This window comes from Rhizobium sp. BK060 (genome assembly GCF_014193145.1).
Lineage (GTDB): Bacteria > Pseudomonadota > Alphaproteobacteria > Rhizobiales > Rhizobiaceae > Rhizobium.
On record NZ_JACHYW010000008.1, the window covers coordinates 38362 to 62724 of the forward strand.

At 60.9% G+C, this 24363-nt stretch carries 23 protein-coding genes and 1 tRNA gene; 12 read left to right on the top strand and 12 right to left on the bottom strand.

The annotated features are described in order from the left end of the window. Window positions 1-15: 15 nt before the first annotated feature. The 3 genes from FHT71_RS10775 (at window position 16) to FHT71_RS10785 (ending at window position 2612) form a co-directional block, all read left to right on the top strand. Window positions 16-969, top strand: a complete 954-nt coding sequence (locus FHT71_RS10775; protein WP_183719652.1) for an acetyl-CoA carboxylase carboxyltransferase subunit alpha — start codon at window positions 16-18, stop codon at window positions 967-969. 190 nt (window positions 970-1159) lie between these two features. Continuing rightward, window positions 1160-2383, top strand: a complete 1224-nt coding sequence (locus FHT71_RS10780; RefSeq protein WP_132594371.1) for a murein L,D-transpeptidase family protein — start codon at window positions 1160-1162, stop codon at window positions 2381-2383. Between the two features lie 4 nt (window positions 2384-2387). Beyond that, on the top strand, window positions 2388-2612 hold the full coding sequence (locus tag FHT71_RS10785; protein ID WP_132594373.1) for a sulfurtransferase TusA family protein: 225 nt from the start codon (window positions 2388-2390) through the stop codon (window positions 2610-2612). 6 nt (window positions 2613-2618) lie between these two features. Here the strand turns inward: FHT71_RS10785 and FHT71_RS10790 are convergent, their stop codons facing one another. Together FHT71_RS10790 and FHT71_RS10795 are read right to left on the bottom strand one after the other, a co-directional pair. Continuing rightward, on the bottom strand, window positions 2619-3782 hold the full coding sequence (locus FHT71_RS10790; protein WP_183719654.1) for a GTP-binding protein: 1164 nt from the start codon (window positions 3780-3782) through the stop codon (window positions 2619-2621). Window positions 3783-3794: 12 nt separating this feature from the next. Beyond that, window positions 3795-4922: a D-alanyl-D-alanine carboxypeptidase family protein gene (locus tag FHT71_RS10795; protein WP_132594377.1), complete on the bottom strand. Its 1128-nt coding sequence runs from the start codon at window positions 4920-4922 to the stop codon at window positions 3795-3797. A 157-nt stretch (window positions 4923-5079) separates the two neighbouring features. Between FHT71_RS10795 and FHT71_RS10800 the strand changes: the two genes are divergently transcribed. The 3 genes from FHT71_RS10800 to FHT71_RS10810 all read left to right on the top strand — a co-directional run bounded on the left by FHT71_RS10800 (window position 5080) and on the right by FHT71_RS10810 (window position 7388). Further along, window positions 5080-6243 carry a M20 aminoacylase family protein gene (locus tag FHT71_RS10800; protein WP_132594379.1) on the top strand — a complete coding sequence of 388 codons (1164 nt, stop codon included), beginning with the start codon at window positions 5080-5082 and terminating at the stop codon, window positions 6241-6243. A 73-nt stretch (window positions 6244-6316) separates the two neighbouring features. After that, window positions 6317-6393 (top strand) — tRNA-Arg (locus FHT71_RS10805). Window positions 6394-7037: 644 nt separating this feature from the next. Then, on the top strand, window positions 7038-7388 hold the full coding sequence (locus FHT71_RS10810) for a hypothetical protein (protein ID WP_007789483.1): 351 nt from the start codon (window positions 7038-7040) through the stop codon (window positions 7386-7388). 51 nt (window positions 7389-7439) lie between these two features. Here FHT71_RS10810 and FHT71_RS10815 read toward each other — a convergent pair whose 3' ends face one another. The 4 genes from FHT71_RS10815 to FHT71_RS10830 are packed head-to-tail and all read right to left on the bottom strand — an operon-like array spanning window position 7440 to window position 10941. Next, a complete protein-coding gene (locus FHT71_RS10815; RefSeq protein ID WP_132594381.1) occupies window positions 7440-8237 on the bottom strand; it encodes a 3-methyl-2-oxobutanoate hydroxymethyltransferase in 798 nt (265 codons plus the stop codon). A 29-nt stretch (window positions 8238-8266) separates the two neighbouring features. After that, window positions 8267-9493 (bottom strand): FAD-dependent oxidoreductase, encoded by a 1227-nt coding sequence (locus FHT71_RS10820; RefSeq protein ID WP_183719656.1) that lies wholly within the window; start codon window positions 9491-9493, stop codon window positions 8267-8269. A 10-nt stretch (window positions 9494-9503) separates the two neighbouring features. Next, the gene (locus tag FHT71_RS10825; protein ID WP_007789486.1) at window positions 9504-9818 is read right to left on the bottom strand and encodes a MocE family 2Fe-2S type ferredoxin; all 315 of its coding nucleotides are present in this window, start codon (window positions 9816-9818) and stop codon (window positions 9504-9506) included. Between the two features lie 34 nt (window positions 9819-9852). Next, the gene (locus tag FHT71_RS10830; RefSeq protein WP_132594385.1) at window positions 9853-10941 is read right to left on the bottom strand and encodes a fatty acid desaturase family protein; all 1089 of its coding nucleotides are present in this window, start codon (window positions 10939-10941) and stop codon (window positions 9853-9855) included. Between the two features lie 143 nt (window positions 10942-11084). On the opposite strand from FHT71_RS10830, the gene FHT71_RS10835 reads away from it, so the two are divergent. Both FHT71_RS10835 and FHT71_RS10840 read left to right on the top strand, forming a co-directional pair. Next, the gene (locus FHT71_RS10835; protein WP_007789491.1) at window positions 11085-12116 is read left to right on the top strand and encodes a LacI family DNA-binding transcriptional regulator; all 1032 of its coding nucleotides are present in this window, start codon (window positions 11085-11087) and stop codon (window positions 12114-12116) included. 107 nt (window positions 12117-12223) lie between these two features. Then, window positions 12224-13894 carry a phosphoethanolamine--lipid A transferase gene (locus FHT71_RS10840; RefSeq protein WP_183719658.1) on the top strand — a complete coding sequence of 557 codons (1671 nt, stop codon included), beginning with the start codon at window positions 12224-12226 and terminating at the stop codon, window positions 13892-13894. 3 nt (window positions 13895-13897) lie between these two features. On the opposite strand, the gene FHT71_RS10845 is transcribed toward FHT71_RS10840, so the two are convergent. After that, window positions 13898-14542, bottom strand: coding sequence for a ThuA domain-containing protein (locus FHT71_RS10845; RefSeq protein ID WP_132588545.1), 645 nt, complete (start codon window positions 14540-14542; stop codon window positions 13898-13900). 183 nt (window positions 14543-14725) lie between these two features. Between FHT71_RS10845 and FHT71_RS10850 the strand changes: the two genes are divergently transcribed. Next, the gene (locus FHT71_RS10850; RefSeq protein ID WP_165933041.1) at window positions 14726-14872 is read left to right on the top strand and encodes a hypothetical protein; all 147 of its coding nucleotides are present in this window, start codon (window positions 14726-14728) and stop codon (window positions 14870-14872) included. A 4-nt stretch (window positions 14873-14876) separates the two neighbouring features. Here FHT71_RS10850 and FHT71_RS10855 read toward each other — a convergent pair whose 3' ends face one another. Next, on the bottom strand, window positions 14877-15146 hold the full coding sequence (locus tag FHT71_RS10855) for a BON domain-containing protein (protein WP_183719659.1): 270 nt from the start codon (window positions 15144-15146) through the stop codon (window positions 14877-14879). 190 nt (window positions 15147-15336) lie between these two features. On the opposite strand from FHT71_RS10855, the gene dxr reads away from it, so the two are divergent. Beyond that, window positions 15337-16530, top strand: a complete 1194-nt coding sequence (dxr, locus tag FHT71_RS10860) for a 1-deoxy-D-xylulose-5-phosphate reductoisomerase (protein ID WP_132588547.1) — start codon at window positions 15337-15339, stop codon at window positions 16528-16530. A 28-nt stretch (window positions 16531-16558) separates the two neighbouring features. On the opposite strand, the gene hemA is transcribed toward dxr, so the two are convergent. The 4 genes from hemA to FHT71_RS10880 all read right to left on the bottom strand — a co-directional run bounded on the left by hemA (window position 16559) and on the right by FHT71_RS10880 (window position 21696). Further along, complete coding sequence (gene hemA, locus FHT71_RS10865; protein WP_132588703.1) at window positions 16559-17773, bottom strand: 5-aminolevulinate synthase; 1215 nt, start codon at window positions 17771-17773, stop codon at window positions 16559-16561. Between the two features lie 193 nt (window positions 17774-17966). After that, complete coding sequence (locus tag FHT71_RS10870; protein WP_183719661.1) at window positions 17967-18764, bottom strand: xanthine dehydrogenase family protein subunit M; 798 nt, start codon at window positions 18762-18764, stop codon at window positions 17967-17969. A gap of 12 nt (window positions 18765-18776) precedes the next feature. Then, window positions 18777-21122: a xanthine dehydrogenase family protein molybdopterin-binding subunit gene (locus FHT71_RS10875; RefSeq protein WP_132588548.1), complete on the bottom strand. Its 2346-nt coding sequence runs from the start codon at window positions 21120-21122 to the stop codon at window positions 18777-18779. Between the two features lie 82 nt (window positions 21123-21204). Next, entirely contained in the window at window positions 21205-21696 is a 492-nt protein-coding gene (locus tag FHT71_RS10880; RefSeq protein WP_132588549.1) for a (2Fe-2S)-binding protein, read from the bottom strand. Between the two features lie 267 nt (window positions 21697-21963). On the opposite strand from FHT71_RS10880, the gene FHT71_RS10885 reads away from it, so the two are divergent. Together FHT71_RS10885 and FHT71_RS10890 are read left to right on the top strand one after the other, a co-directional pair. Continuing rightward, window positions 21964-22227 carry a YMGG-like glycine zipper-containing protein gene (locus tag FHT71_RS10885; RefSeq protein ID WP_037083409.1) on the top strand — a complete coding sequence of 88 codons (264 nt, stop codon included), beginning with the start codon at window positions 21964-21966 and terminating at the stop codon, window positions 22225-22227. Window positions 22228-22399: 172 nt separating this feature from the next. Continuing rightward, on the top strand, window positions 22400-24331 hold the full coding sequence (locus FHT71_RS10890) for an autotransporter assembly complex family protein (RefSeq protein ID WP_183719663.1): 1932 nt from the start codon (window positions 22400-22402) through the stop codon (window positions 24329-24331). The last annotated feature ends 32 nt before the right edge of the window (window positions 24332-24363 follow it).

Here is a 24363-nt window from a genome sequence, read left to right on the forward strand (position 1 = left end):
ACGGAAACGCACCTCATGCACAACTATCTCGACTTCGAAAAGCCGATCTCCGACCTCGAAGGCAAGATCATCGAACTGAAGAAGCTCGCCACGGAAGACGAGAGCATCGACACGTCAGATGAAATCGGCAGGCTCGAAGTTCGCGTGCGCGAAGCGATGGTCGATATATATTCGAAGCTCAACGCCTGGCAGAAGACGCAGGTTGCGCGCCATCCGCAGCGACCGCATTTCGTCGATTATGCTAAGACGCTGTTTCAGGAATTCACCCCGCTCGCCGGCGACCGCAAGTTTTCCGAAGACGCCGCGATCCAGGCCGGGCTTGCCCGCTTCCGCGGCCAGCCTGTCGCCGTTCTTGGCCAGGAAAAGGGCAACGACACGAAGAGCCGCCTGAAACACAACTTCGGCAGCGCTCGTCCCGAAGGCTACCGAAAGGCGATCCGCATCCTGGAAATGGCTGACCGCTTCGGCCTCCCGGTTATCACCCTCGTCGATACGGCAGGCGCCTATCCGGGCGTCGGCGCCGAAGAGCGCGGTCAAGCCGAAGCCATCGCCCGCTCGACGGAAATGTGTCTTGCGGTGAAGGTGCCGATCGTCTCGGTCGTCATCGGCGAAGGCGGCTCGGGCGGCGCAATCGCGATCGCCACCGGCAACCGCGTCTACATGCTGGAGCATGCGATCTACAGCGTCATCTCGCCGGAAGGTGCCGCCTCGATCCTCTGGCGCGATTCCGCCCGCGCCAAGGAAGCGGCCACCAACATGAAGATCACGTCCGAGGACCTGAAGGCGCTCGGCATCATCGACGGCATCATCAGCGAGCCGCTCGGCGGTGCGCATCGCGATCCGGACAGCGTGATCGCGGCTACCGGCGATGTCATTGCCAATGCTCTCGGCGAACTTTCCAACCGCACCGGCGAGCAGCTTCGCAACGACCGCCGGCAGAAATTTCTCAACATGGGCCGCAATTTGTAGTGCACAAACGCGCGGCTGTGCTGTGAATGAGGCCAAACCTTGGCCACAATAATGTTATCAATAACGTTCCTACTTGCGGGGGACGCGAGCGCGCTTCATAGGCTGCTAAGAGTTTGTGAACCATAGTCAGCCTATGATTCGCCCCGCGCTCGTCGCGGCCGGGTTGCATACTGTTGATGGGCTATTTTGAATGCGCATTCGTCATTTTGCATATGTTTCCCTGATGGCGCTGGCCCTGGCCGGCTGCAACGATGCATTGGAAACCGCCCAGGTCGACCTCTCGAGGGTCAAGAACAAGGTCGAGCAACCGCTCCCGCCGCGCATCCTGTCCGAGATCTCCGCCAAGGGCATGCAGCGCAATTCGCCGATCATGATCCGCATCTTCAAGGAAGAAGGCGCACTGGAGATCTGGAAGGCGAAGACCGACAATCGCTTCGACAAGATCGCCGACTACAAGATCTGCGCCTGGTCGGGCCGCCTCGGTCCGAAGGTGAAAGAGGGTGACCGGCAGGCGCCGGAAGGCTTCTATGACCTGACGCGCGCCAACCTCAATCCGAATTCGAAGTACTACCTCGCGATCAACACCGGCTTTCCGAACCGCTATGACGCCGTCAACGGCCGCAATGGCACCAATCTGATGATCCATGGCGCCTGCTCGTCGTCAGGCTGCTATTCGATGACCGACCAGCAGGTTCTGGAGATCTACGCCTTCGCCCGCGACGCCTTCGCCGGCGGCCAGTCGACGGTACAGCTTCAGGCCTTTCCCTTCCGCATGACCGCGGAGAACATGGTGCGGCATCGCCTGAACCCGAACATCGAGTTCTGGAATATGCTGAAGGTCGGCTACGACAACTTCGAGGTCACGAAGCGTCCTCCTGAGGTGAATGTCTGCGAGAAGAAGTATGTCTTCAACCAGCAGGCAACCGATAATGGCGCCTTCAACCCTGCCGGAGCGTGCCCGGCAATGTCGACGCCGCCAGCGCTGACCGCCGCCCTTGCCTCCTACGGCAAGACCTACGATGCCGACTACACCAAAGCCATGAAGAAGTATGACGGCATGGCCTGGTACGATCCGAGCGAGGCCGAACGCAAGGCCGTGGTTGCTAAGCTGCGGAAGGGTCGCGAGCTTGCCTACGCGCCGACCGGCACCTCGCTGGAAGCAGGCAAGATGGTCAAGGTCGCGGAGCTCGAAGAGATGATGTCGAGCAAGACCGCATCCACGGTCGCCGCCAATGCAGCGCCCGGTGCCGCGCCGGCAACGCCCGAAGCAAAGGAAATCGCCGTCGCCGCTGCCGTTCCGGCCCAGGTTCCGGTCCCCACGCCGAGCCCTCTGGCATTCGCGCCGGTGGAACAGCCGGAGCCAGTGGAGGTCGCCTCAAAGAAGCCGTTCTGGAAGTTCTGGGGCAAGGATTGATGGCGTGAGCGCCATTCTCTACGACCTGCGCGGGCTGAAATGCCCGCTTCCGGTGCTGAAGACGCGCCGCAAGATGTCCTCGCTGCAGAAGGGTGCATTGATCCGCGTCGAAACGACCGATCCGCTCGCCGGGATAGACATCCCTCATTTCTGCAGCGAAGACGGCCACGAGCTCATCGAGACCGAAAAGACTGAGGCCGGCCACCGCTTCCTCATCCGCAAGGGCTAGAGCCTTTCAGAACCGCATGCCCGGTACGGCAAGCGGATTGTCGTTCAGCGCCGTCCGATCCGGCGTATCGATGCGCGGCTTGCCGAGGAACGCATCGAACAGATCCTTGACGAAAGCTTCCGGCAAATCCTTGGTGATCAGGACCATGCGCGTGCGGCGGTCCTTAGGGTCCGGCCAGGCCGGCAGGCGCGACGGCGGATGGAAGATGCTCTGCACGCCATGAAGGACCAGCGGGCGATCGGGGCGATCCGATACCGCGACGATCGCTTTCATCCGCAGCAGTTTTTCGCCGTGCGCCGACCGCAGGAGGTCGATGAACATATCAAGCGCCATCGGGTCGATCGGCTTGTCCTCGACGATCGAGAAGGAACGGATCGAGGCATCGTGACGGTTCACATCATGCGGGTCCTGATGATCGTGTCCGTGATGATGGAGATGATGATGTCCGTCAGCGCCATGGTGATGGTGTTCAAGGTGGTGGTGCGCGTCATGCGCATCCTCGTCCCGCAGCCAGCGGCCAACGTCGGCGATCTTGCTTGCCGGATCGTAGAGGCCGTTGACGAGGACACCCACCTGCCCTGCTTCGACGCTGTCGGCATCCATCAGCGCCGCGCGCGGATTGAGCGCATCAAGACGCGCTTCCAGCACCCCCGACACCTCCGATGAAGCCATCGTCCGCTTGGAGAGAATCAGCCGATCAGCGACCGCGACCTGCTTTACCGCCTCCTCGTGATTGTCGAGGGTCTGCGAACCGTTGACCACATCGACCACCGTCACGATGCCATCAAGGTCGAAATTGGTGGCGATGATGGGGTTACCCATGATTGCCTGCATGACGGGCGCGGGGTCGGCAAGACCCGTCGTCTCGATCACAACGCGCTTCACCGGCTTGACGCGGCCGGTCTGCACCGCGTCCATGAGGTTTGCCAGCGTATCGACCAGCTCGCCGCGCACCGTGCAGCACAGGCAGCCATCCGACAGCTCGATGATCGAGTCGCCAGAGCTTTCCACCAGCAGGTGATCGATGCCGATATCGCCGAACTCATTGATAATGACAGCCGCATCCTTCATCGCCGGATCCTTGAGGATACGGTTTAGCAGCGTCGATTTGCCGGCGCCAAGAAAGCCGGTCAGGATGGTGACCGGTATCCGATCGGAAGCAGCGCTCATCTCAAACTGACCTTAGAAGGAGGTGGCCGGACGTGGCAGCGGCACCGGCACGTTGGCAACCGTCCCTGCGGTCTCCGCGGTCGCCAGCTTGTCCGGCTGTGGTTCGTTCTGGCCCGGAATCAGTCCCGCGAAGACGAAGTTCGGCTCGTGGTCCATTTCCTGGATATAGGGCGACTGGACCTTCATCCGGCCGACCTCGTCGCGCGTTTCGCTGCGGACCTTGGCACCCTTGGCGCTGCAGATATCGGCGGAAATGTCGGTGACCTGATCCTGGCCCGGCCCGTAAGGTCGCAGCGAGGCGAGCGTGTCGGGAGCGGAAAACTGCGAGGTGAAGCCCTTCTGCAGCAGGTCGGCGGACGCATCCGCACGGGCCGCAAGGCTGTCGGTGCCGAGGACGACGGAGATCAGCGTGCGGCCGTTGCGGGTCGCCGAGGCGATCTGGTTGAAGCCCGAGGCGCAGATGAAGCCGGTCTTCATGCCGTCGGCGCCTGCGAAACGGCCGATCAGGGCGTTGATGCTCGGCACATTCTTGGTGCCCGTCGTGATGCCTTCAAGCGAGAAATATCCGGCATATTGCGGGAACTCGCGGCGCAGTGCGACGGAAAGAACGGCAAGATCGCGCGCCGTCGTATACTGGCCCTTGCCCGGCAGGCCGTTCGGATTGACGAAATGCGAGTCCGTCATGCCAAGCTTCGCCGCCTCGGCGTTCATCTTCAAGACGAAGGCTTCCTGTGTGCCGGCGACCGCCTCGGCGACGGCGACTGCGATGTCATTCGCCGACTTGACCATCAGGATCTTCAGCGCGCTGTCGAGCGTCAGCTTCTGACCGGGCTTGAAATACATCTTTGCCGGCGGCTGGGCGGCCGCCCGCTTGCTCATCACGATAGGCGTATCGAGGCTGATCTGACCGGCGCGAACCGCATCGAACACCGTATAGACGGTCATCAGCTTGGTGAGCGAGGCCGGGTACCATTTGCGGAACGCCTCGTCGTGCTCCAGCACGCGGCCGCTCTGGACATCAACGAGAATATGCGGGTTCGCATAGGCTTGGGCGGAGGCCGAAAGAGTGATAGCGGCTGCGGAAGCTGCGATTGAGAGCGGCCGCAAGGCGGCAAGCAAACGATTCTGGCGCGTCGACACGGTTCGTCCTTAAAGATGTCCGGAAGTCTCGAAAGTTTCCCCTATTTAACGTATATGGCCATGACATGGCAAAGGGCCTTGACTAAGTTATTTCTGCGGCATCGTGTCCCCGCGACCCGGTTCCGTCCCGTTTCGATTTCACGACAGGAAAGCTGACATGCCGATTTTGAACAGAGCCGCCGAACTTCAGGACGAGGTGACCGAGTGGCGCCGGCATATCCATGCGCGTCCCGAACTTCTCTTCGCGGTCGAGAACACCGCCGCTTTCGTGGCCGAGAAGCTCAAGGAATTCGGCGTCGACGAGATCGTCACCGGCATCGGCAGAACAGGCGTCGTCGGCCTGATCAAGGGCAAGGGCGAAGGCGCTCGCACCATCGGCCTGCGCGCCGACATGGACGCGCTGCCGCTCACCGAAATCACCGGCAAGCCCTGGGCGTCGACGACGCCCGGCAAGATGCACGCCTGCGGCCATGATGGCCACACTGCCATGCTGCTCGGCGCGGCGAAATATCTTGCCGAAACGCGCAACTTCAACGGCAGTATCGCCGTCATCTTCCAGCCGGCCGAAGAAGGCGGCGGCGGCGGCAATCTCATGGTCAAGGACGGCATGATGGAGCGCTTCGGCATCGAAGAGGTCTACGGCATGCACAACCTGCCGGGTCTTCCGGTCGGGCACTTCGCCATCCGCAGCGGCGCGATCATGGCCGCCACCGACGAATTCACCATTACTATCAAGGGCCGCGGCGGCCACGCGGCACAGCCGCACCGCACGATTGACCCGATCGCCATCGGCGCGCACATCGTCAGCAACCTGCAGATAATCGCCTCCCGCAGCGTCGACCCGTTGCGCTCGGTGGTCGTCTCGGTCACCAAGTTCAACGCCGGCTTCGCGCACAACGTCATCCCGAACGACGCGACGATCGCCGGTACGGTGCGCACGCTCGACGAGGAAGTACGCGACCTTGCCGAAACCCGATTGAAGCAGATCGTCAACGGCCTCGTTGCCGCCCACGGCGCCGAAGTCGATATCAATTTCAACCGCAACTACCCCGTCACCTACAATCACGCGACGGAAACCGGCCACGCCATCCGCATCGCCGGCGAGATTGCTGGCGCAGGCAACGTGAATGCCGAGATTGACCCGATGATGGGCGGCGAGGATTTCTCCTACATGCTGAACGCCCGCCCCGGCGCGTTCATCTTCATCGGCAACGGCGATACGGCGGGCCTGCACAACGCCGCCTACGATTTCAACGACGAAACCATCGCCCACGGCATTTCCTACTGGGTGCGGCTCGCCGAACAGCGCCTCGGCGCCTGAAATCCGACTTTGTCCAACAGATGCAAAAGAGCTTGGCTTCCGGCCAAGCCTTTTGTATGCATGACGCTCAAGTGGTCCCGTAGCTCAGCAGGATAGAGCATCAGATTCCTAATCTGAGGGTCACGCGTTCGAATCGCGTCGGGATCACCACTGTTTTCAAAGACTTAATTGGCATTACACCTCCCTGTCAGAGGGCAGAGGAAGCAGAATGTAATGACCGTGTAATGCGAAGTTCAGCTTTCCAAGCCCGACGGCTCTATACACAAGGGAAGCTTGCTTCTTTAAATGAGCTGCTCCTGACTGCAACTTACCGTTCTCTTTCGCCAGTCGAATCACCTCTCCTCCGCTGAGGGCGGACCGGGGAGAAGCCCCGGTGGCTGCAATAGTGCATAGCACCCTGACATACGATCCAGCAAAGGACACGGCCAGCAAGCTCATTGATATCCTTTTCGCAAAGGGTCTTATTCCCCCGTTTTGGCAGACGCAGTTCTCTTCCTTGAGATGCCTCCTTGAAAGCAGTGTTCCGACTGGCGGGAATAGGTTGAGTGGTCATGGACAAGGTGCCACGCCAAAGGCAGTCCCTGATTACCTAACGGCCTATATGCTCCACATGACTGCTTCGACTCTTGTCTTCCTGACGACGGCAGAAGAAGAGCTTCCGTAAATGGAGATCAAAGACCTTGTTGGGCTAGAGAAACCAGCGACGCTGCTCCATGGAATGTCCGTTCATCGGACGTTAAGCATGAGCATGCAATTCGTGCGGTCGGCGGGGGGTTAACCTCGACGGAGGCACTATGAAGAAACTGGTCTTGTCCGTGGTCACCGCAGCGATAGCGGCCAGTAGCGTCCTTGCTGTGGCAGAAACAGCGGCGGCTCAAGAATGGCGTCAACCATATTACGACAGTCCGCCGCCCCCACGCAGACATCACCACCATGACAATGGTGCGGCGATTGCAGGCGGCTTGGCTGCCGGCGTGATCGGCGGCCTTATCGGTGGCGCGATCGTCAACAACAACAGCGGGCCGCGCTACATCGATCCGCCGCCTCCGCCACCTCCGCCGCCGCGCTGCTGGTTTGAGGACCGCGACGTTCGTAACGCCTATGACGGCGGCTGGCACACGGAAAGCGTTCGAGTCTGCAGCTAGTCGCTCGGGCGGCGAGCAAGGCCGGGAATTATTCCCGGCCCACGCGGCCACCTAAAGCCTTGTCAGAAATGTCTCCAGCTCCTCGGCCTCAACAGGCACGCGATGACGTTCCTCCGGATAGGCACCGCTGGCGATGTCGGCGGCGTATTCGCGGAATGCCGCGATCCGTTCGGCCTGGATCCGATCATATTCGGTCGCAAGGTTGCGATAGACCTTGGCATGGCGCGGACAATGCCCGCGGTTGAGGCCGAGCACATCCTCGGAGAAGAGATATTGCCCATCGCATCCGCTGCCGGCGCCCATTGAGATCATGAGCATGGAGGTCCGTTGCGAGATCGCCGCGGCCACTTCGGCCGGCACGACCTCGATCTCCGCGCAGAAGGCGCCGGCGGCCTCCAGATCCTTGACCTGCTTGTAGACGAGAGCCGCCGTTTCGGCCGTCTTGCCGACCGCGCGAAAGCCTCCGGTCCAGGTCGAGTGCGACGGAACGAGCCCCGTGTGCCCACAGACCGGAATATGCTCGTCGCGCAGCCGCCTGATCGTCTGCAGGCTTGCGGCACAGTAGATGGCGTCAGCGGAAGCTGCTCGCATTTTCACGGCGCAGCGCAGGATCTCATCCGTGGTGGCGCCGCTTTGACCATACTCGCCGCCGGGGATGGCGAAGCGCCCGGGGGCGGCATCGCGAAATCGCGGATCGAAGAGGAGTTCGGGCGGAACGGAAATCAGATCGATGCCGGCAGCCTCGGCCGCTTCGGCCTCCTCGAGCGATACGACGCGCAGCATGCTGAGCTGCCGCTTGCCCTTCATCGCCAGGAGGTCATGCACAGTCGGACGCACTTGTTTGCCCATTGCTAATACCTTGAGAATGGGGTCGCCAGTCAGGCGGCCAGGAGGGATTTCAGTTTGACGCTGCTTGCGACCAGTGCCGCCGGATCCGGATGAGCACGCGCCGCGATCAGCATCGCGGCAAGCCGGATATCGCGGGCGACCGCGTTGCCGCGACCGATGCCGCTGGCGGCAAGCAGCCGGCCGGCCTGGTCGAGATGGAAGAGAATGAAGGCGCCATCGCCGAGGTCGCGGCGCAAATGCTGGACGGCGCCCTCCGCCAAACCGGCGATCTGCAGCGTTACATCATATTGGTCGGACCAGAACCAGGGCACGGCCGAAACGACTTCGCCAAGCCCCATCATGTTGGCGGCGGCCAAGGTCCCCTGCTCCTGGGCGTTCCGCCAGGATTCGAGCCTTACACGCCTGCCGCCATAGATCGCCAGCGGGAAGGAGCAGCAGTCGCCGGCCGCGTAGACATCGGGCGCCGAGGTGCGAAGGAATTCGTCGACGGCGATGCCGTTGTCGATCTGGAGGCCGGCGCGAGCGGCAAGCTCCATATTGGGAGTGGCGCCAATTCCGACGAGCACGAGATTTGCCTCGACGATGTCGCCGTCGGCCAGTTGAATGGTGGCTCTTTCGTCGTCTTGCGTGATCGCCGTGATTGCCACGCCGCAGCGGATGTCGACGCCCTCGAGCGAATGCCGTTCGCAGATCACCCCTGCGACCTCCTCCGGCACACCGCGCTTCAACACGCGTTCCAGGCCCTCGAGAACCGTCACGTCAGTTCCAAGTGCACGTGCCGTCGCGGCAAGTTCCAAGCCGACAAAGCCGCCACCAATGATCACGATATGCTTTCCAGGCACCATCGCCTTGCGAAGTGCGACCGCGTCGGCATGGGTGCGCAGCAGACGGATATGCTTGCTATCCTCGGCAATTCCAGGAAACGCCCGCGCACGGGCGCCGGTCGCGAACAATAGCTTGTCATAGGCAATGGTACGGCCATCGGAAAGCGCAACGGCCTTTGCATCGGGATCAACGTCCTGAACCGTCACGCTCGTCAGCAGGCTGATGCCGACTGCGGCATATTTCTCAGGCTCGGCGATGAATTTCGGTTCCACAGCCCCTTCCTCAGTAGCTTTCGAAAGCGGCGGCCGCTCGTAGGGCGCGAGCGCTTCGCTTCCAATCAGCGTGATCTCGCCATCAAACCCTTTTTCGCGCAGGGCAAACGCCGCGCGTGCGCCGCATTCCCCTGCCCCGATGATCACGAAATGGGTCATGGCAGGCTCCTCAGATCGAAATGAAGACGGCGCCGTCTTCGACCTTCACGGGATAGGTGCTGAGATTGACGCAGACCGGCGCGCCCTTGGCCTGCCCCGTCTTATAATTGAAACGGCCATTGTGCTTGGGACATTCGATGATCTCGTCCATGACCAGGCCGTCGGCGAGATGGACGTGCTCGTGTGTGCAGAGGCCATCGGTCGCGAAAAATTCGTCGTCAGGGCTGCGATAGACGGCAAACGTCCTGCCTTGATGGTCGAACCGCATGACATCTTCCTCGTCGATGTCCTCGACAGCACAGACCTCGATCCAATTTCCGCTCATCTTGTCCTCCCAGAACTTCGTGTTTTGTGCTGCGCTATTGGGCGGCCGGCGCAAGCTCGGCGTGGAATTCCTCGCGATAGGGCCGCGCGGTCGCCGGCAGCTCGCGCCTCAGGAAATAGTCCTCATTGCGCAGCTGCCGTAGGAACGCCGGGATCATCTCGCGATAGCCGGACCACATCGACGGGTTTGCCGCCGGCAGATCGTGCTTGATCATTGCGTGCAGGCGCGGCAGCGCGTGATAGGGCACCATCGGAAACATGTGATGCTCGACGTGGTAGTTCATGTTCCAGTAGAGGAAGCGGCTGACCGGGTTCATGTGGACCGTGCGGCTGTTCAGGCGGTGGTCGATGACATTGTCGGCAAGGCCGCCATGCTGCAGCAGGCCGGTCAGCACATGATGCCATGCGCCATAGAGCCGGGGCAGACCAATCAGCACCAGCGGCAGGATAGACCCCATCGCAATCGCCGTGGCGATCGTGACGACATAGATGGCAAGCCAGATACGGGCGATGAAGATGGCGCGCGGCTGCTCCATCTTGGGGATGAAGGTCTTCTCCTCCGCGCTGATGACACCAAAGGCATTGCGCAGCATGTCGACCATCGCATGCCAGACATCGAGAATGCCGAAAAAATTGAGGATCAGCCGCAGCAGGTCCGGCGGGCGCATCACTGCAATCTCGGGGTCGCGGCCAACAATCACCGTGTCGGTGTGATGGCGCGTATGGCTCCAGCGCCAGGTCACCGGATTGCGCATGATCATGAAGCAGGCGACCTGATAGACGCCATCGTTCATCCAGCGCGTCTTGAAGGCCGTGCCGTGGCCGCACTCATGCCAGCGGCTATCGGACGCCGAACCGTAAAGCACCCCGTACGCAAGGAAGAACGGCACACCGAGCCAGGAGCCCCAGAAATAGATACCAAGTCCGGCAAAAACGATCATTGCACCGAGCCAGATGATCGTGTCGCGGATAGCAGGCGCGTCGGAACGCTGCATCAGCGCCTTCATCTCCTTGCGCGGAACATCCGTGTGATACCACTCCGCGGCCGCCAGCCCCATCTCGACGGCCGTCCGGCCGCTTTCGCCGAGCAGGCTGTAGTCTCGCTTCCTCGTCTGATCCGCCATCGCAACCTCCCGCATGCCATCCCTCCCGGCCTGTTCAAACGAGAATATGTTGACTTTCACACAGCGACAATGCAGCCTTGATGTATTCTATCAAAACCCATCATTAGGACCACATCACAATGATGGATTCTTGCAAGGATCAAATGGTGAAGCGACCAACGATACAGGATCTGGCGGATGCTTCCGGCGTCAGCGTCGCGACGGTCGATCGTGTGCTGAACGGTCGCCATCGCGTTCGCGAGGAGACGGCCCGGCGTGTCTATAATGCGGCAGCGTCGATCGGCTATCATGCCGTCGGCCTGCTCCGGCAGCGCGTGTTTCAGGATCTCCCGCATCACCGGCTGGGCTTCCTCTTACAGCGTCCGACGCAGTCGTTCTATCAAACGCTCGCCCGCGAAATCGAGCAGGCGGCCAACGCCAACACATCGTCACGCATCACCGCGCAGATCGAATATGCGACGGCGTCCACACCTGCCGCGATCATCGAAAAGCTCAAGCTTCTTGCCAGCCGCAATCAGGCGATTGCATTAGTCGGTCCGGACTATCCGGCCGTCACCGCCGAGGTCGAAGATCTGAAAGCCAAAGGCATCGCTTCCTTTTCCATTCTGTCTGATCTCGCCAGTGGCGTCCGCCAGGGTTATGTCGGGTTGAACAATCGAAAGGTCGGCCGCACGGCCGCCTGGATGATCGCAAAGGCCGCCAAGAGACCCGGCAAGGTCGCCTGCTTCGTCGGCAGCCACCGCTATCACGGACATGAGCTGCGCGAGATCGGCTTCCGCTCATACTTTCGCGAGAATGCGCCTGATTTCGAGGTCCTTGAGACACTGATCAACCTCGAAACCCCGGAGATAACGCACGAGGCCACCGTCAATCTCCTCAAGGAGCATCCGGATCTCGTCGGATTCTACGTCTGCGGCGGTGGCATGGAGGGTGCAATCTCCGCCGTCCGTGAAGAAGGCCTTGCCGGCAAGCTTGTCGTGGTCGTCAACGAACTGACACCGGACTCGCGCGCTGCACTCGCCGACGATGTGGTGACCATGGCGATCGCAACCCCCGTCAAAGGCCTCTGCAACGAGCTGATCACACTGATGACCTCTTCCCTTGGGTCGGAGAGCGATGCGGTTCCGGGGCAGTCGTTCCTGCCTTTCGATATCTACACTTCAGAGAACATCTAGCCGCTCGTCACGGCATTCCATACCAACGAACGGCATCGGTCAGCAGTAAGTGCATTCAGGTGTGTGTCAGTTTCATGACGCAGTAAGCCGCTGCTGCGGTGGACTAAATGTTCGCCTGTGCGAACAAACAGGCATCGAGGGCCGCCCTCTTGATACAACCGTCGCCTTATCGGCCAAGAATCGGCAGCATTTCGCTGTCCGCCATCACCGGGCTATATCTCGTCCTGTTTACGAACCGGACGTTCTGGGGCAAGGTCCACGCCGATCTCGCCACGACGCCGACAGCGGTCGCCGCACTTTACATTGCAATATCGGTTCTGTTCGTGGCCATCGTCACGGCTTTCTCGGCAAAATATGTCATCAAACCAGTTCTGATTTTCCTGGTACTCGCGGCGGCACTGGCAGCGTGGTTCACCGACACCTTCGGCGTGATCGTCGACAGCGACATGATCCGAAATGCGATGGAAACGACGCCTGCCGAGGCCAATCACCTGATTACGCCCGGCTTTCTCCTGCATGTCGTATTGTTCGCCCTCATCCCGATCACGCTGATCCTTTGGGTCAAGGTGGTTCACCGCCCCGTGCTGCAGAAGCTCTTATGGAACAGCGTGACGATCGTCGGCTGCCTGTTGGTATTCGGCGCCGTCGCGGGCGTCTACGCCAAGGAGTATACCACAGCGATCCGCCAGCACCGCGACATCGTGAAGAGCCTGAACCCCGTCACCCCGATTGTCAGCGCCACACGATATTTCATGCAGGCCGGCAAAGAGGCCAGGCTCGTCGTCAAGCCGCTCGGCACCGACGCCAGGGTCGTCCCTGTCGTGGACGTGCACAAACCACGGGTGACGATTATCGTTGCCGGCGAGACGGCGCGGGCGATGAACTTTTCGCTCGGCGGCTATCACCGCGACACCAACCCCGAGCTTCGGAAGCAGGGCGTCATCTATTTCCCGCAAACGACGAGCTGCGGCACGGCGACGGCAACGTCGATACCTTGCATGTTCTCGCAGTTCACGCGCGCAAGCTTCACCCATAGCAAAGGCATCGAGAACGAAGGCTTGATGGATGTTCTTGCCCACGCAGGCATCGACGCGACCTGGTTCGACAACAACACCGGCAGCAAGGGCGCCGCAGCGCGCATCAATTATGTCGACCTCGCAAAATCGACGGATCCGCGGTTCTGCAGGGACGGCGAATGTCAGGACGGCATTTTTCTGGACAAACTGGACGCATGGCTGAACGGCGTGACCAGGGATAGCGTGCTTGTGCTGCATCAGATCGGCAGCCACGGGCCGGCCTATTATCTGCGTTACCCTAAGGAATTCCGGAGGTTTACGCCTGAGTGCGAGACGGCGGAGCTGGCGAACTGCAAAGACGACATGATCGTCAATGCCTATGACAACACCATCCTCTACACCGACCATTTCCTTTCGACCGTCATCGACAGGCTCAAGGCCCGGAGCGACAAGATCGCCAGCGGTTTGATCTACATGTCGGATCACGGTGAGTCGCTGGGCGAAAAAGGCCTCTACCTTCACGGCGCACCCTATATCCTCGCCCCGGAGGAGCAGACTCACGTTCCGTTCCTCGTTTGGCTCGACCCGGATTTCACCGCTTCGATGGCGCTCGACAAGGCATGTCTTGCCCAGTCGACGGCACAGCCGACATCCCATGACAACCTGTTCCACAGCGTGCTCGGGATGATGAATGTCTCGACACGCGCCTACAACGCGAAGCTGGACGTCTTTGCCGGCTGCAGGACAGGCCGGACCTCCTAGCGGCTAAGAGCGCGCCGCCCACGAAAGGCCGCGACGAAGAATGAGGCGCATGTAGGGATGATCGAACTCGCTCGCTACATGGCCAAGTGCCGAGTAGAACACGCGTCCCGAGCCGAACTGGCGCTTGAAGGCAACAGGCATTATGACGTTCCGGGCGGCCGCATCATACTCGCCTGAAAAGCTCGTCGTCGCCAGAATCTCGACCGACGGATCGTAGTGAAGATAATACTGCTCGGACCGATAGTCGAAATCGGGTACCCCTTCCATCACAGGGTCGTGCTGGCGCGTAATGCTGACGCGAAAATCGATGATGTTGCCTGGATGGGCGACCCAGGTCACCCCGGAGACATAACGGAACGGCGCGCTCTCTTTGAACGAGGTCGCAAGTGCGCCGTGATGTCCACCGAGCCCGAGACCGCCGCGCACCGCTTCCACCAAGCCATCAGCATGTGCTTTCTCGATCTTCTCGCCGGTAATGACGGGCACAAGCAGATCGGCTTTCGCGATCGCGGCTGAGCCGAAGATGCTAAGGTCGCCGGTCACCTCGACGGCAAAGCCATCCTCCCGCAACAGCTCCCCGACGCGGTGCGCGCACGCTTCAGGTTGGTGACCGCTCCAACCGCCCCAGACGATGATCGCTTTGCGCATACGCACCTCCCTTGCCAAAAGCATCGGCCGAGGAGTTCACACAGACGGCCGACCTTCTCCTTACGACAGGACGGCCGATAGAAGCCAGTGCAAGCCTTTGCCGATCACATTTTCTGACCGTAATCCGAAGCGGGAACTTTCCGACCTAAACGGCGTTGGGGGATAAAGAGAGGAGTGCTCGCCATGGGCATGAAACTGACGTTGCTTGCATTCGCATATCTCATCGTCAGCGGCCTGTTGCTCGCGACCGCCTATAAATCGACAGGGCCGATCACGACGCCCAAGACGGACAGGGTCGCGGTTTTCGAGATGGAACGCTTCGCGGGCTGACATCTCACTGCGCTATCTTGATTTCATTGCGTACCGGCGTCGTCCCGGCGATTGCCTGTGCGACAGCAGTCGCGCGCGCAATCTCCGGGGCTGTGGCAACGATGCCCGTCAGCACCACGGCATGATCGTCCAGAGTCACCTTCACATCCGCGGCATCAATCCCACCGGCTACAGCCAGGGCATTCCCCACGGCCTCCTCGAGCGCTGCGTCCTTATCCGCCCCAGTCTCCGGTTCGTAGGGCTCGCCAAAGAACGTCGGTTGCTTGAAAACCATTCTTCCTTCCTCCTGTCTCGATAGTTGCAAAACGCGGCAACTGGCCAGTTGGTTTCGCCCCGAACCACCCGACGGATGAAAGCTGCTGACATTGAGATGACTGCGTGATTTCTGCTGCGCCGCACACTTGCCGCTTATTTCAATCCCCTGTACAGCCAGAGCCAATGCAAGTGTTTTGGCGAAATCACCGATGATGGCAGGCGGAAGCGCGCCCAGGCGCCTCAGTATTTTTGGCTCAACCGGCTCGATCGGACAAAATACGCTCGACGTCGTCGAGCAATTAGGCGGACGGGACTGCTATGAGATCTCCGTCGTAACAGGCAACGAGAACGTCCGGCTTCTGGCGCAGCAGGCCAGGTCCGCGGGTGCCAAGCTTGCGGTCACGGCCAGCGACGGCAAGTATCACTCTCTGAAGGAAGAACTGTCCGGCAGCGGCATTGCCGTGGCCGCCGGCATATCCGGCCTTGCGGAAGCCGCAGACCTCGATGCGGATTGGGTCATGGCCGCCATCGTCGGCACCGCGGGACTGGCGCCGACGCTTGCCGCCGCCCGCAAGGGCGCCACGATCGCGCTTGCCAACAAGGAATGTCTGGTGTCGGCTGGCGACCTCTTTGTCGATGCCGTGGCAAAGGGCGGCGGGCGGCTGATCCCTGTCGACAGCGAACACAGCGCGATCTTTCAATCTCTTGACGAAGACCAGCGGCACGCTGTCGAACGGATCATCCTGACAGCTTCGGGTGGGCCCTTCCGCACCTGGTCACGCGCCGAAATGGCGAATGTGACCGCAGCGACGGCGCGAGCACACCCCAACTGGTCGATGGGGCTGAAGATCTCGGTCGGAAGTGCCTCGATGTTCAACAAGGCGCTGGAGATGATCGAGGCAAAGCATCTCTTCGGCGTTCATCCGCACCAGATCGAAGTGATCGTACACCCGCAATCGATCATTCACTCCATGGTCGGCTACACGGATGGATCGATCATCGCCCAGCTCGGCAGCCCCGACATGCGGACGGCGATCGGCTACGCCCTCGACTACCCGCGCCGACCGACATTGAACGTCGAGCGGCTGGATTTCGCCAAGCTCTCCCGCCTCGACTTCGAGGCGCCGGATGAAGAGCGCTTCCCGGCGCTGAGGCTGGCGCGTACGGCGCTGGAACGTGGCGGCCTACAGGGCGCCATCATGAATGCGGCCGAGGAAGTTGCGTTTCACGCCTTCGTCGAGGAGCGGATCGGCTTCCTGGCCATGGCCGACATTGCCGAAGCGGTCATGGATAAGATGATCGCAACGGGCGAGGCGAAGACGATGGACGACGTCTTTGTCGCCGATGCGGAGGCCCGCAGGCTTGCCGCGGAACTGGTAACCCTCAACGAAAAGGCCGCCTGAGGCGGCCTCACTTTCTCGGATAATGCCTTTAGGCCACGTGCCGCGCCAGGGCGCAGCGCGACCAGAGCGAATGCAGGGCATCGACGAGATGCTCGATGTCGGCGTCGCTGTGCAGCGGCGTCGGGGTGATGCGCAGGCGCTCGGTCTTCTTCGGCACCGTCGGGTAGTTGATCGGCTGCACATAGACGCCGCAATTGTCGAGCAGCAGGTCGGAGATCCACTTGCACTTGGCGGCATCGCCGACCATCACCGGGACGATATGGCTCGGATTGGGCATATGCGGGATGCCACGCTGATCGAGCAGCGCCCTCAGCTTGCGGACCCGATCCTGATGCCGCGCCCGCTCGAAAGGGCTGACCTTCAGATGCTGGATCGAGGCCACCGCACCGGCGGCGAGCGCCGGCGGCAGCGCCGTCGTGAAGATGAAGCCGGAGGCGAAGGAGCGGATGAAGTCGCAAAGTGCGGTCGATGCGGCGATGTAGCCGCCCATGACGCCGAACGCCTTGCCGAGCGTGCCTTCGATGACCGTCAGGCGATCCATCAGCCCTTCGCGCTCGGCAATGCCGCCGCCGCGCGGTCCGTACATGCCCACGGCATGCACTTCGTCGAGATAGGTCATCGCGCCGTACTTGTCGGCGAGATCGCAAATCTCCTTGATCGGCGCGATATCGCCGTCCATCGAATAGACGGATTCGAACGCGATCAGCTTCGGTGCCTTCGGATCGGCGGCCGCCAGCTTGGCTTCGAGATCGTGGATGTCGTTGTGCTTCCAGATCACCTTCTCGCACTTGGCATAGCGGATGCCTTCGATCATCGAGGCGTGGTTCAGCGCATCGGAAAAGATGATGAGGCCGGGGATCTTGGCGCCGAGGGTGCCGAGCGCGGCCCAGTTGGACACATAGCCCGAGGTGAAGATCAGCGCCGCTTGCTTGCCGTGCAGGTCGGCCAGCTCGCGCTCGAGCAGAACGTGGTAGTGGGTAGTGCCAGAGATATTCCGGGTGCCTCCCGCACCCGCGCCACAGTGATCGATGGCGTTCTTCATCGCCTCGATCACCTTCGGGTTCTGACCCATGCCGAGATAGTCGTTGGAGCACCAGACCGTGACTTCTTTCGGGCCGTCCGCCGTGTGCCGCGTGGCGCGCGGAAAGCTGCCGCGGTGACGCTCGAGATCGGCAAAAACGCGATAACGGCCTTCGCTGTGAAGCCCGTCCAACTCGTTTTTAAAGAACGCTTCGAAATCCATCATCTGCTCCAGTATCGTGCGAGCGTTCTTGCCAACGGACGCGCGCACGTCAACCCCTTCCCCTCCGCTTTACCATCAACTGCGGCAAAAGGCCCATAGTCTTGAATTATCTTAATTCGAAAAAGCTGGTTTTGGCCAGACGCAGCGAAGGATCGCGAGGCACCAATGCCACCTCGCGATCAGACTGGTTTCGTCAGCCTGCCTCGGCGACAGCGCGTTTGGCCATCACTTTGATCAGGTTGGCGCGGTATTCCGCGCTGGCATGCAGGTCCGACATCAGCCCGGCAGGATTGACATCGACGCCTGCCACAGAGCCCGGAGACCAGTTGGCGTTGAGTGCGGCTTCCATGGCCGTCTCGCGAAAGACGCCGTTCGATCCGGCCCCCGTGACGGCAACCCGCGCGCCGCCGGCCCCTTTGGCAACGAAGACCCCCGTTATCGCATAGCGCGATGCCGGATTTGGAAACTTCGCGTAGCCGGCCTTGTCAGGCGCCTCGAAGCTTATCGCCGTCACCAGTTCGCCATCCTCCAATGCCGTCTCGAACAGACCGGTGAAGAAGTCATCGGCGGGCATCTCACGCTTGTTGGTGATGATGTGGGCATTCAACGCCAACATGGCGGAGGGGTAGTCGGCCGCAGGGTCGTTGTTGGCGATCGAACCGCCGATCGTACCCATGTGGCGGACATGCGGATCGCCGATCGTACCGGCGAGGTCGCAGATCGCGGGACAGATCGCACGCAGAGCCGCCGACGCGGCGACTTCGGCATGCGTCGCCGCCGCCCCGATGGTCACCTTGCGACCATCGACTTTGATGCCCTGCATCGCCGGAATATGCCTGAGATCGACGAGGTCGCTAGGCGCGGCGAGGCGTTGCTTCATCGTCGGGATCAGTGTCATGCCGCCGGAAACATATTTGCCTTCCGACGTTCCCGAAATCATCCTGACGGCTTCATCGACCGAGGACGCGCGCTGATAGTTGGTCTGATACATCGTCGTTCCTCCTCAATGAACCGCGCGTGCCGCCATCCACACCTTCTGCGGCGTGGCCGGCATCGTCAGCATGTTGTTGCCGATGGCATCGGTGATGGCATTGATGAGTGCTGGGGGGGACCCGATCGCGCCGGCCTCGCCGCACCCCTTGATGCCGAGCGGGTTGCTCGGGGACGGCGTCACCTGATGCGAGACCTTGAACGACGGCAGGTCGTCAGCGCGCGGCATGGCGTAATCCATGAAACTTGCCGTCAACAGCTGGCCGTTTTCGTCATAATGCACGGCCTCGAGCAGGGCCTGACCGATACCCTGTGCGATACCGCCATGAACCTGCCCCTCGACAATCATCGGGTTGATGATGTTGCCGAAATCGTCCGCTGCGACGAACTGGATGATCTCCGTCTTGCCCGTTTCCGGATCGACTTCGACTTCACAGATGTAGCAGCCGGCCGGGAAGGTGAAATTGGACGGGTCGTAGAAGGCGGTCTCCTTCAGCCCCGGCTCCATGCCGCCCGGCAGATTGTGCGCGGTATAGGCAGCAAGCGCCACCTGGAACCACGGGAGGCTCTTGTCGGTACCGGCAACTTTGACCTCGCCGTTCTCGATGACGATATCGCCCTCGTCGGCCTCCATCAGATGGGCGGCAATCTTCTTGGCCTTGGCTTCGACCTTGTCGAGCGCCTTGACCACGGCAGACATACCGACGGCGCCTGAACGTGAGCCGTAGGTGCCCATGCCCATCTGCACCTTGTCGGTGTCGCCATGCACGATCGACACGCTCTCCAGCGGAACGCCGAGACGATCCGACACGAGCTGCGCGAAGGTCGTCTCATGCCCCTGGCCGTGGCTGTGGGACCCGGTGAGCACTTCGATCGTGCCGACCGCATTGACCCGCACCTCGGCCGATTCCCACAGGCCGACACCGGCACCAAGTGAGCCGACCGCCTGCGAGGGGGCAATTCCGCACGCCTCGATGTAGCAGCTCATGCCGAGACCGCGTTTCATCCCACGGCTCGCCGCTTCGGTCTTGCGCGCCTGGAAGCCGTTCCAGTCGGCGGCCTGCATCGCAGCATTGAGGGATGCTTCGTAATCACCGGCGTCATAATTCATGATGACAGGCGTCTGATGCGGGAAGGAACGGATGAAGTTCTTCCGCCGCAGCTCGGCCGGTGAGATGCCGAGCTCGCGTGCGGCCGTTTCCATCGTCCGCTCGAGCAGGAAGGTCGCCTCCGGCCGGCCGGCACCGCGATAGGCATCAACCGGTGCGGTGTTGGTATAGACCGTACGCACATTGGCATGGATCGCCGGAATATCGTACTGGCCGGACAGCAGGGTCGCGTAGAGATAGGTCGGAACCGCCGACGAAAAGAGCGACATATAGGCGCCGAGATTGCAGATGGTGTCGACCTTCAGCCCGATGATGCGGTTGTCGCTGTCAAAGGCCATTTTCACCTTCGACACATGATCGCGGCCATGTGCGTCCGTCAGGAAGGCCTCCGTGCGATCGGAATTCCACTTCACCGGCACGCCCGTTTTCTTGGAAGCCCACAGACAGACGATCTCTTCTGGATAGATGTAGATCTTCGATCCAAATCCGCCGCCGACATCGGGGGCGATCACCCGCAGCTTGTTCTCGGGCGCGACATTGTAGAACGCGCTCATCACGAGGCGCGCGACATGCGGGTTCTGGCTGGTGGTGTAGCAGGTATAGTGATCTTCGGCGGCGTCGTAGATACCGAGCGCAGCGCGGGGCTCCATCGCATTGGGCGACAGGCGGTTGTTGTGAATCTCGATCTCGGTGACGTGTGCCGCTTCGGATATAGCCTTGTCGGTTGCGGTGCCATCGCCAAGTTCCCAATCGAAGATCAGATTGTTCTGAGCTTCCGGGTGAAGCTGCGGCGCCCCCAATTTCAGCGCCTCGACCGCCTCGACGACAACGGGCAATTCCTCATAGTCGACGACGACGGCTTCTGCGGCATCCCGTGCCTCCGCAAGGGAATCGGCGACAACCACGGCGACGGCATCGCCGACATAGCGGACGGTCTCCACTGCCAGCGGGCGCCAGGCCCCCATCTTCATCGGCGAACCATCCTTCGAATGGATCATCCAGCCGCAAATGAGGTTGCCAATCCCGTCGGCGAGCAACTGCTTGCCATCGAGCACGTCGATGACACCGGGCATGGCTTTGGCGGAGGCTGCATCGATCCCGTTGATTTTGGCGTGTGCATGCGGACTGCGGATGAAATAGGCGAATTTCATGCCCGGCACGACCATGTCGTCCGTATAACGGCCCTTGCCGGTCAGGAACCGCTTGTCTTCCTTTCGTGCGACGCGTGCACCAATTCCTTCAACACCCATGATGTCCTCCCAATGGGGTTTCGGGCCTGGCATTCCGCCAAAGAGAATCGTGTTCGGCAGTCAGCCAGACAATTCCTGAGAGCTATTCGGCCGCCTGCTTGGCAACGCCATGCATCTGCTCGTTGGCAGACAGGACGGCTTTGACGATGTTGTGGTAACCGGTGCATCGACAGATATTGCCGTCGAGCTCGTGGCGAACCGTCTCCTCGTCCAGGTGACCGCCGTGACGCGAGATCATGTCGACGGCCGTCATCACCATACCAGGCGTGCAAAAGCCGCATTGCAGGCCGTGATGCTCCTTGAAGGCGGCCTGGACAGGATGCAATTCGCCGTTGCTGGCAAGCCCCTCGATGGTGGTGATCGTCGACCCCGACGCCTGGACGGCAAGGATCGAGCAACTCTTCACCGACTTGCCATCCATGTGAACGACACAAGCACCGCATTGGTTGGTATCGCAGCCGACGTGCGTTCCCGTCAGACCGAGTTTTTCGCGAATAAAATGGACAAGAAGCGTGCGCTCTTCACAGTCGCCACTCACTGCCCGGCCGTTCACCGTCAGTTTCACTTTCGCCATGATTTCCTCCTCGCGCCTCCTCCAGGCACGGACGGTATCATTTGACTTTTTCGCTTTGGGATCAACCACTACTTTAGGGAGGCTAATTAAATTCGGCGCGTTCGGTTGCGCCGAATTTAGGCGAAAGTTGCAACGCCAATTGTGCGAAAAACCAAACGCCGAAAGGGTTGCTCTTTTTGCGCCACAGTTTGACGATTAGCATGACAAAAACAAGAATCAGGGACGGCCACCGCTCTTTGAGGGCGACCAACCTAGGAGAAGAATTTGATTAAGAAGATTGCTGTATTCGCTTTGATTGGACTTTCGATCGCAAGCTGCACGCCGACACAGCAGGGCGCCGGCATCGGTGCAGCATCCGGCGCGATCATCGGGGGTGCGGTGACGGGAAATGTTCGCGGAGCCGCCGTCGGTGCGGCTATTGGCGGCGTTTCGGGCGCCCTTATCGGTCGTGTCGCTGAGCAGCCGGGACAGTGCTACTATCGCGACGAGTATGGTCGCCGCTATATCGACGATTGCCGCGGCGGTTATTGAGCCGACGCAAAATCATCCCGAAATCCCGGGTTCGCAGCCCGGGATTTCTGATTTTTTCCACCATTTCAGCGCTTAAGCGATTTAAAACGGTACACGCCGAGGAAATTTGCCGCTAAGGTTGCCGCCGGCCGGGGGGCGCGAAGCTTAATTCCAGTGTAACCAAAAGCGGCGGATGCAAACTAGAGGGACGGTACCGAAACCGGGTATAGCGTATCGGCGCGCAGGCACCATGTTGGTCGTCGCGGCTGCGTTCACGTTTTCGCCGGCGCTCATCTCGGAGGCTTTCGCCTTCAAGCTTTTCGGCATCACTTTGTGGGGCAAGGACGACGAATCGGCCAGCGACCAGATACCGGATCCGGTTCGTTACGACGTGACGCTGACGACCGACAGCAACGATGCCGATCTCAAGGAGGCACTGGAAAACAGTTCCCGTCTCGTCGGCGACAAGGACCGGCCTGTCTCCGGCGACCTGGGCGTCGTTGTCAAGGCCAGGGACGACCGCGAACGGCTGATCGCCGCTCTCTTCGAGAAGGCCCGCTACGGCGGCGTGGTGACGATCAGCGTCGATGGCCGCGAGATCGACGCCCTCCCGCCCAATCCGACCTTCAATCGCTCACGCCCCGTCCCTGTGACGATCAATGTCGCCGCAGGCCCTGTCTTCAAGGTCCATGAAGTGCAATTCGGCGGGGACGCCGCACGCCGCGATCCGGCGGATTACGATCTTGCTCCAGGTGAAACGGCCGGTTCGCTGACCATCATCAAGGCTGGCGACAAGATCGTCGAGCAGCTGAAAAGCGAAGGCCGTCCGCTGGCCAAGTTGACGACCCGCAAAGTCATAGCCGACCACAGAACGAACACAGTCAACATTGTGCTCGCCGCCGAAGGCGGTCCGGTCGCGCCGATCGGCGACGTCGGCGTCAGCGGCGAAAAAACCGTTCGACCGGGCTTCATCCAGCGCTATTCAAGGCTGAACAGGGGTGAACAGTATTCGCCGGAGACCTTGAAGAAGGCGGGAGACCGGCTACGCGCATTGGGCGTCTTCTCCAGCGTCACCATCCACGAGGCAGACGCACTGGCGCCGGACGGAACATTGCCGATGACGATCGAAGTGTCGGAAGGCAAGCAGCGCTACCTCGGCGTCGGCGCCCAGTATTCGACAACGGACGGCTTCGGCGTCAACGGTTACTGGGGTCATCGCAATCTCTTCGGAGAAGCCGAAGCGCTGCGCATCGAAGGGTCAGTGGGCCGATTGGGCGAAACGACCAATATCGGCGATCTCGACTATTCCGCCGGTGTCGCCTTCACCAAACCTGGCGCTTTCTCTCCGGCCGCGACCTTGCGGGCGAGCATCCTGGCCAAGACTGAGAACCCCGACGCCTACGCCGCAAAGCTCGTCACTGCCTCTCTCGGGCTCTCTTACGAGCTATCCGATCTGGATACGATCACGGGCTCCGGTGAGGTAAGCTGGGAACGCGATGACGATGCCTTCGGCAAGAACAGCTACCTGACCTTCTCTTTGCCGTTTCAGTATGACCGCGATGCGCGAGACAACAAGTTCGATCCGACCGAAGGCTATCGGGCGATGCTGAAAGCGACGCCGAGCTACGAGGCCTACAATGGAACCTTCTTCTCCGGTTTCGAGGGCTCGATTACCGGATATCAGGGCCTGGGAGCGGAAGACCGCATCGTTCTCGCCGGAAAGCTTTCCGCGGGCTTTCTTCTGGGGGCAGACGATCTCCAGAATATTCCTGCCACACGTCGATTCTTTGCCGGCGGCGGTGGTTCGGTTCGCGGCTATGGCTACCAGGAAATCTCGCCGCGTAACGCCGACAATGAGGAGACTGGTGGCGCCTCTTATGTCACTGCCTCGTTCGAGACCCGAGTGAAGATCACGGATACGATCGGCATCGTGCCATTCATCGACGTCGGGACGGTTTCAGCCGACATAGCGCCCGATTTTTCCGACATTCGGGCCGGTGCGGGCATCGGCATCCGCTATGCAACGCCGTTTGGTCCGCTGCGGCTTGATTTTGCGGTACCGCTCAACAAGTACGAGGATGGCACGGATTATGGCATCTATGCCGGCATCGGTCAGTCATTCTAACACACTCGCGGCTCACTGCGCTCGTGCGCCTT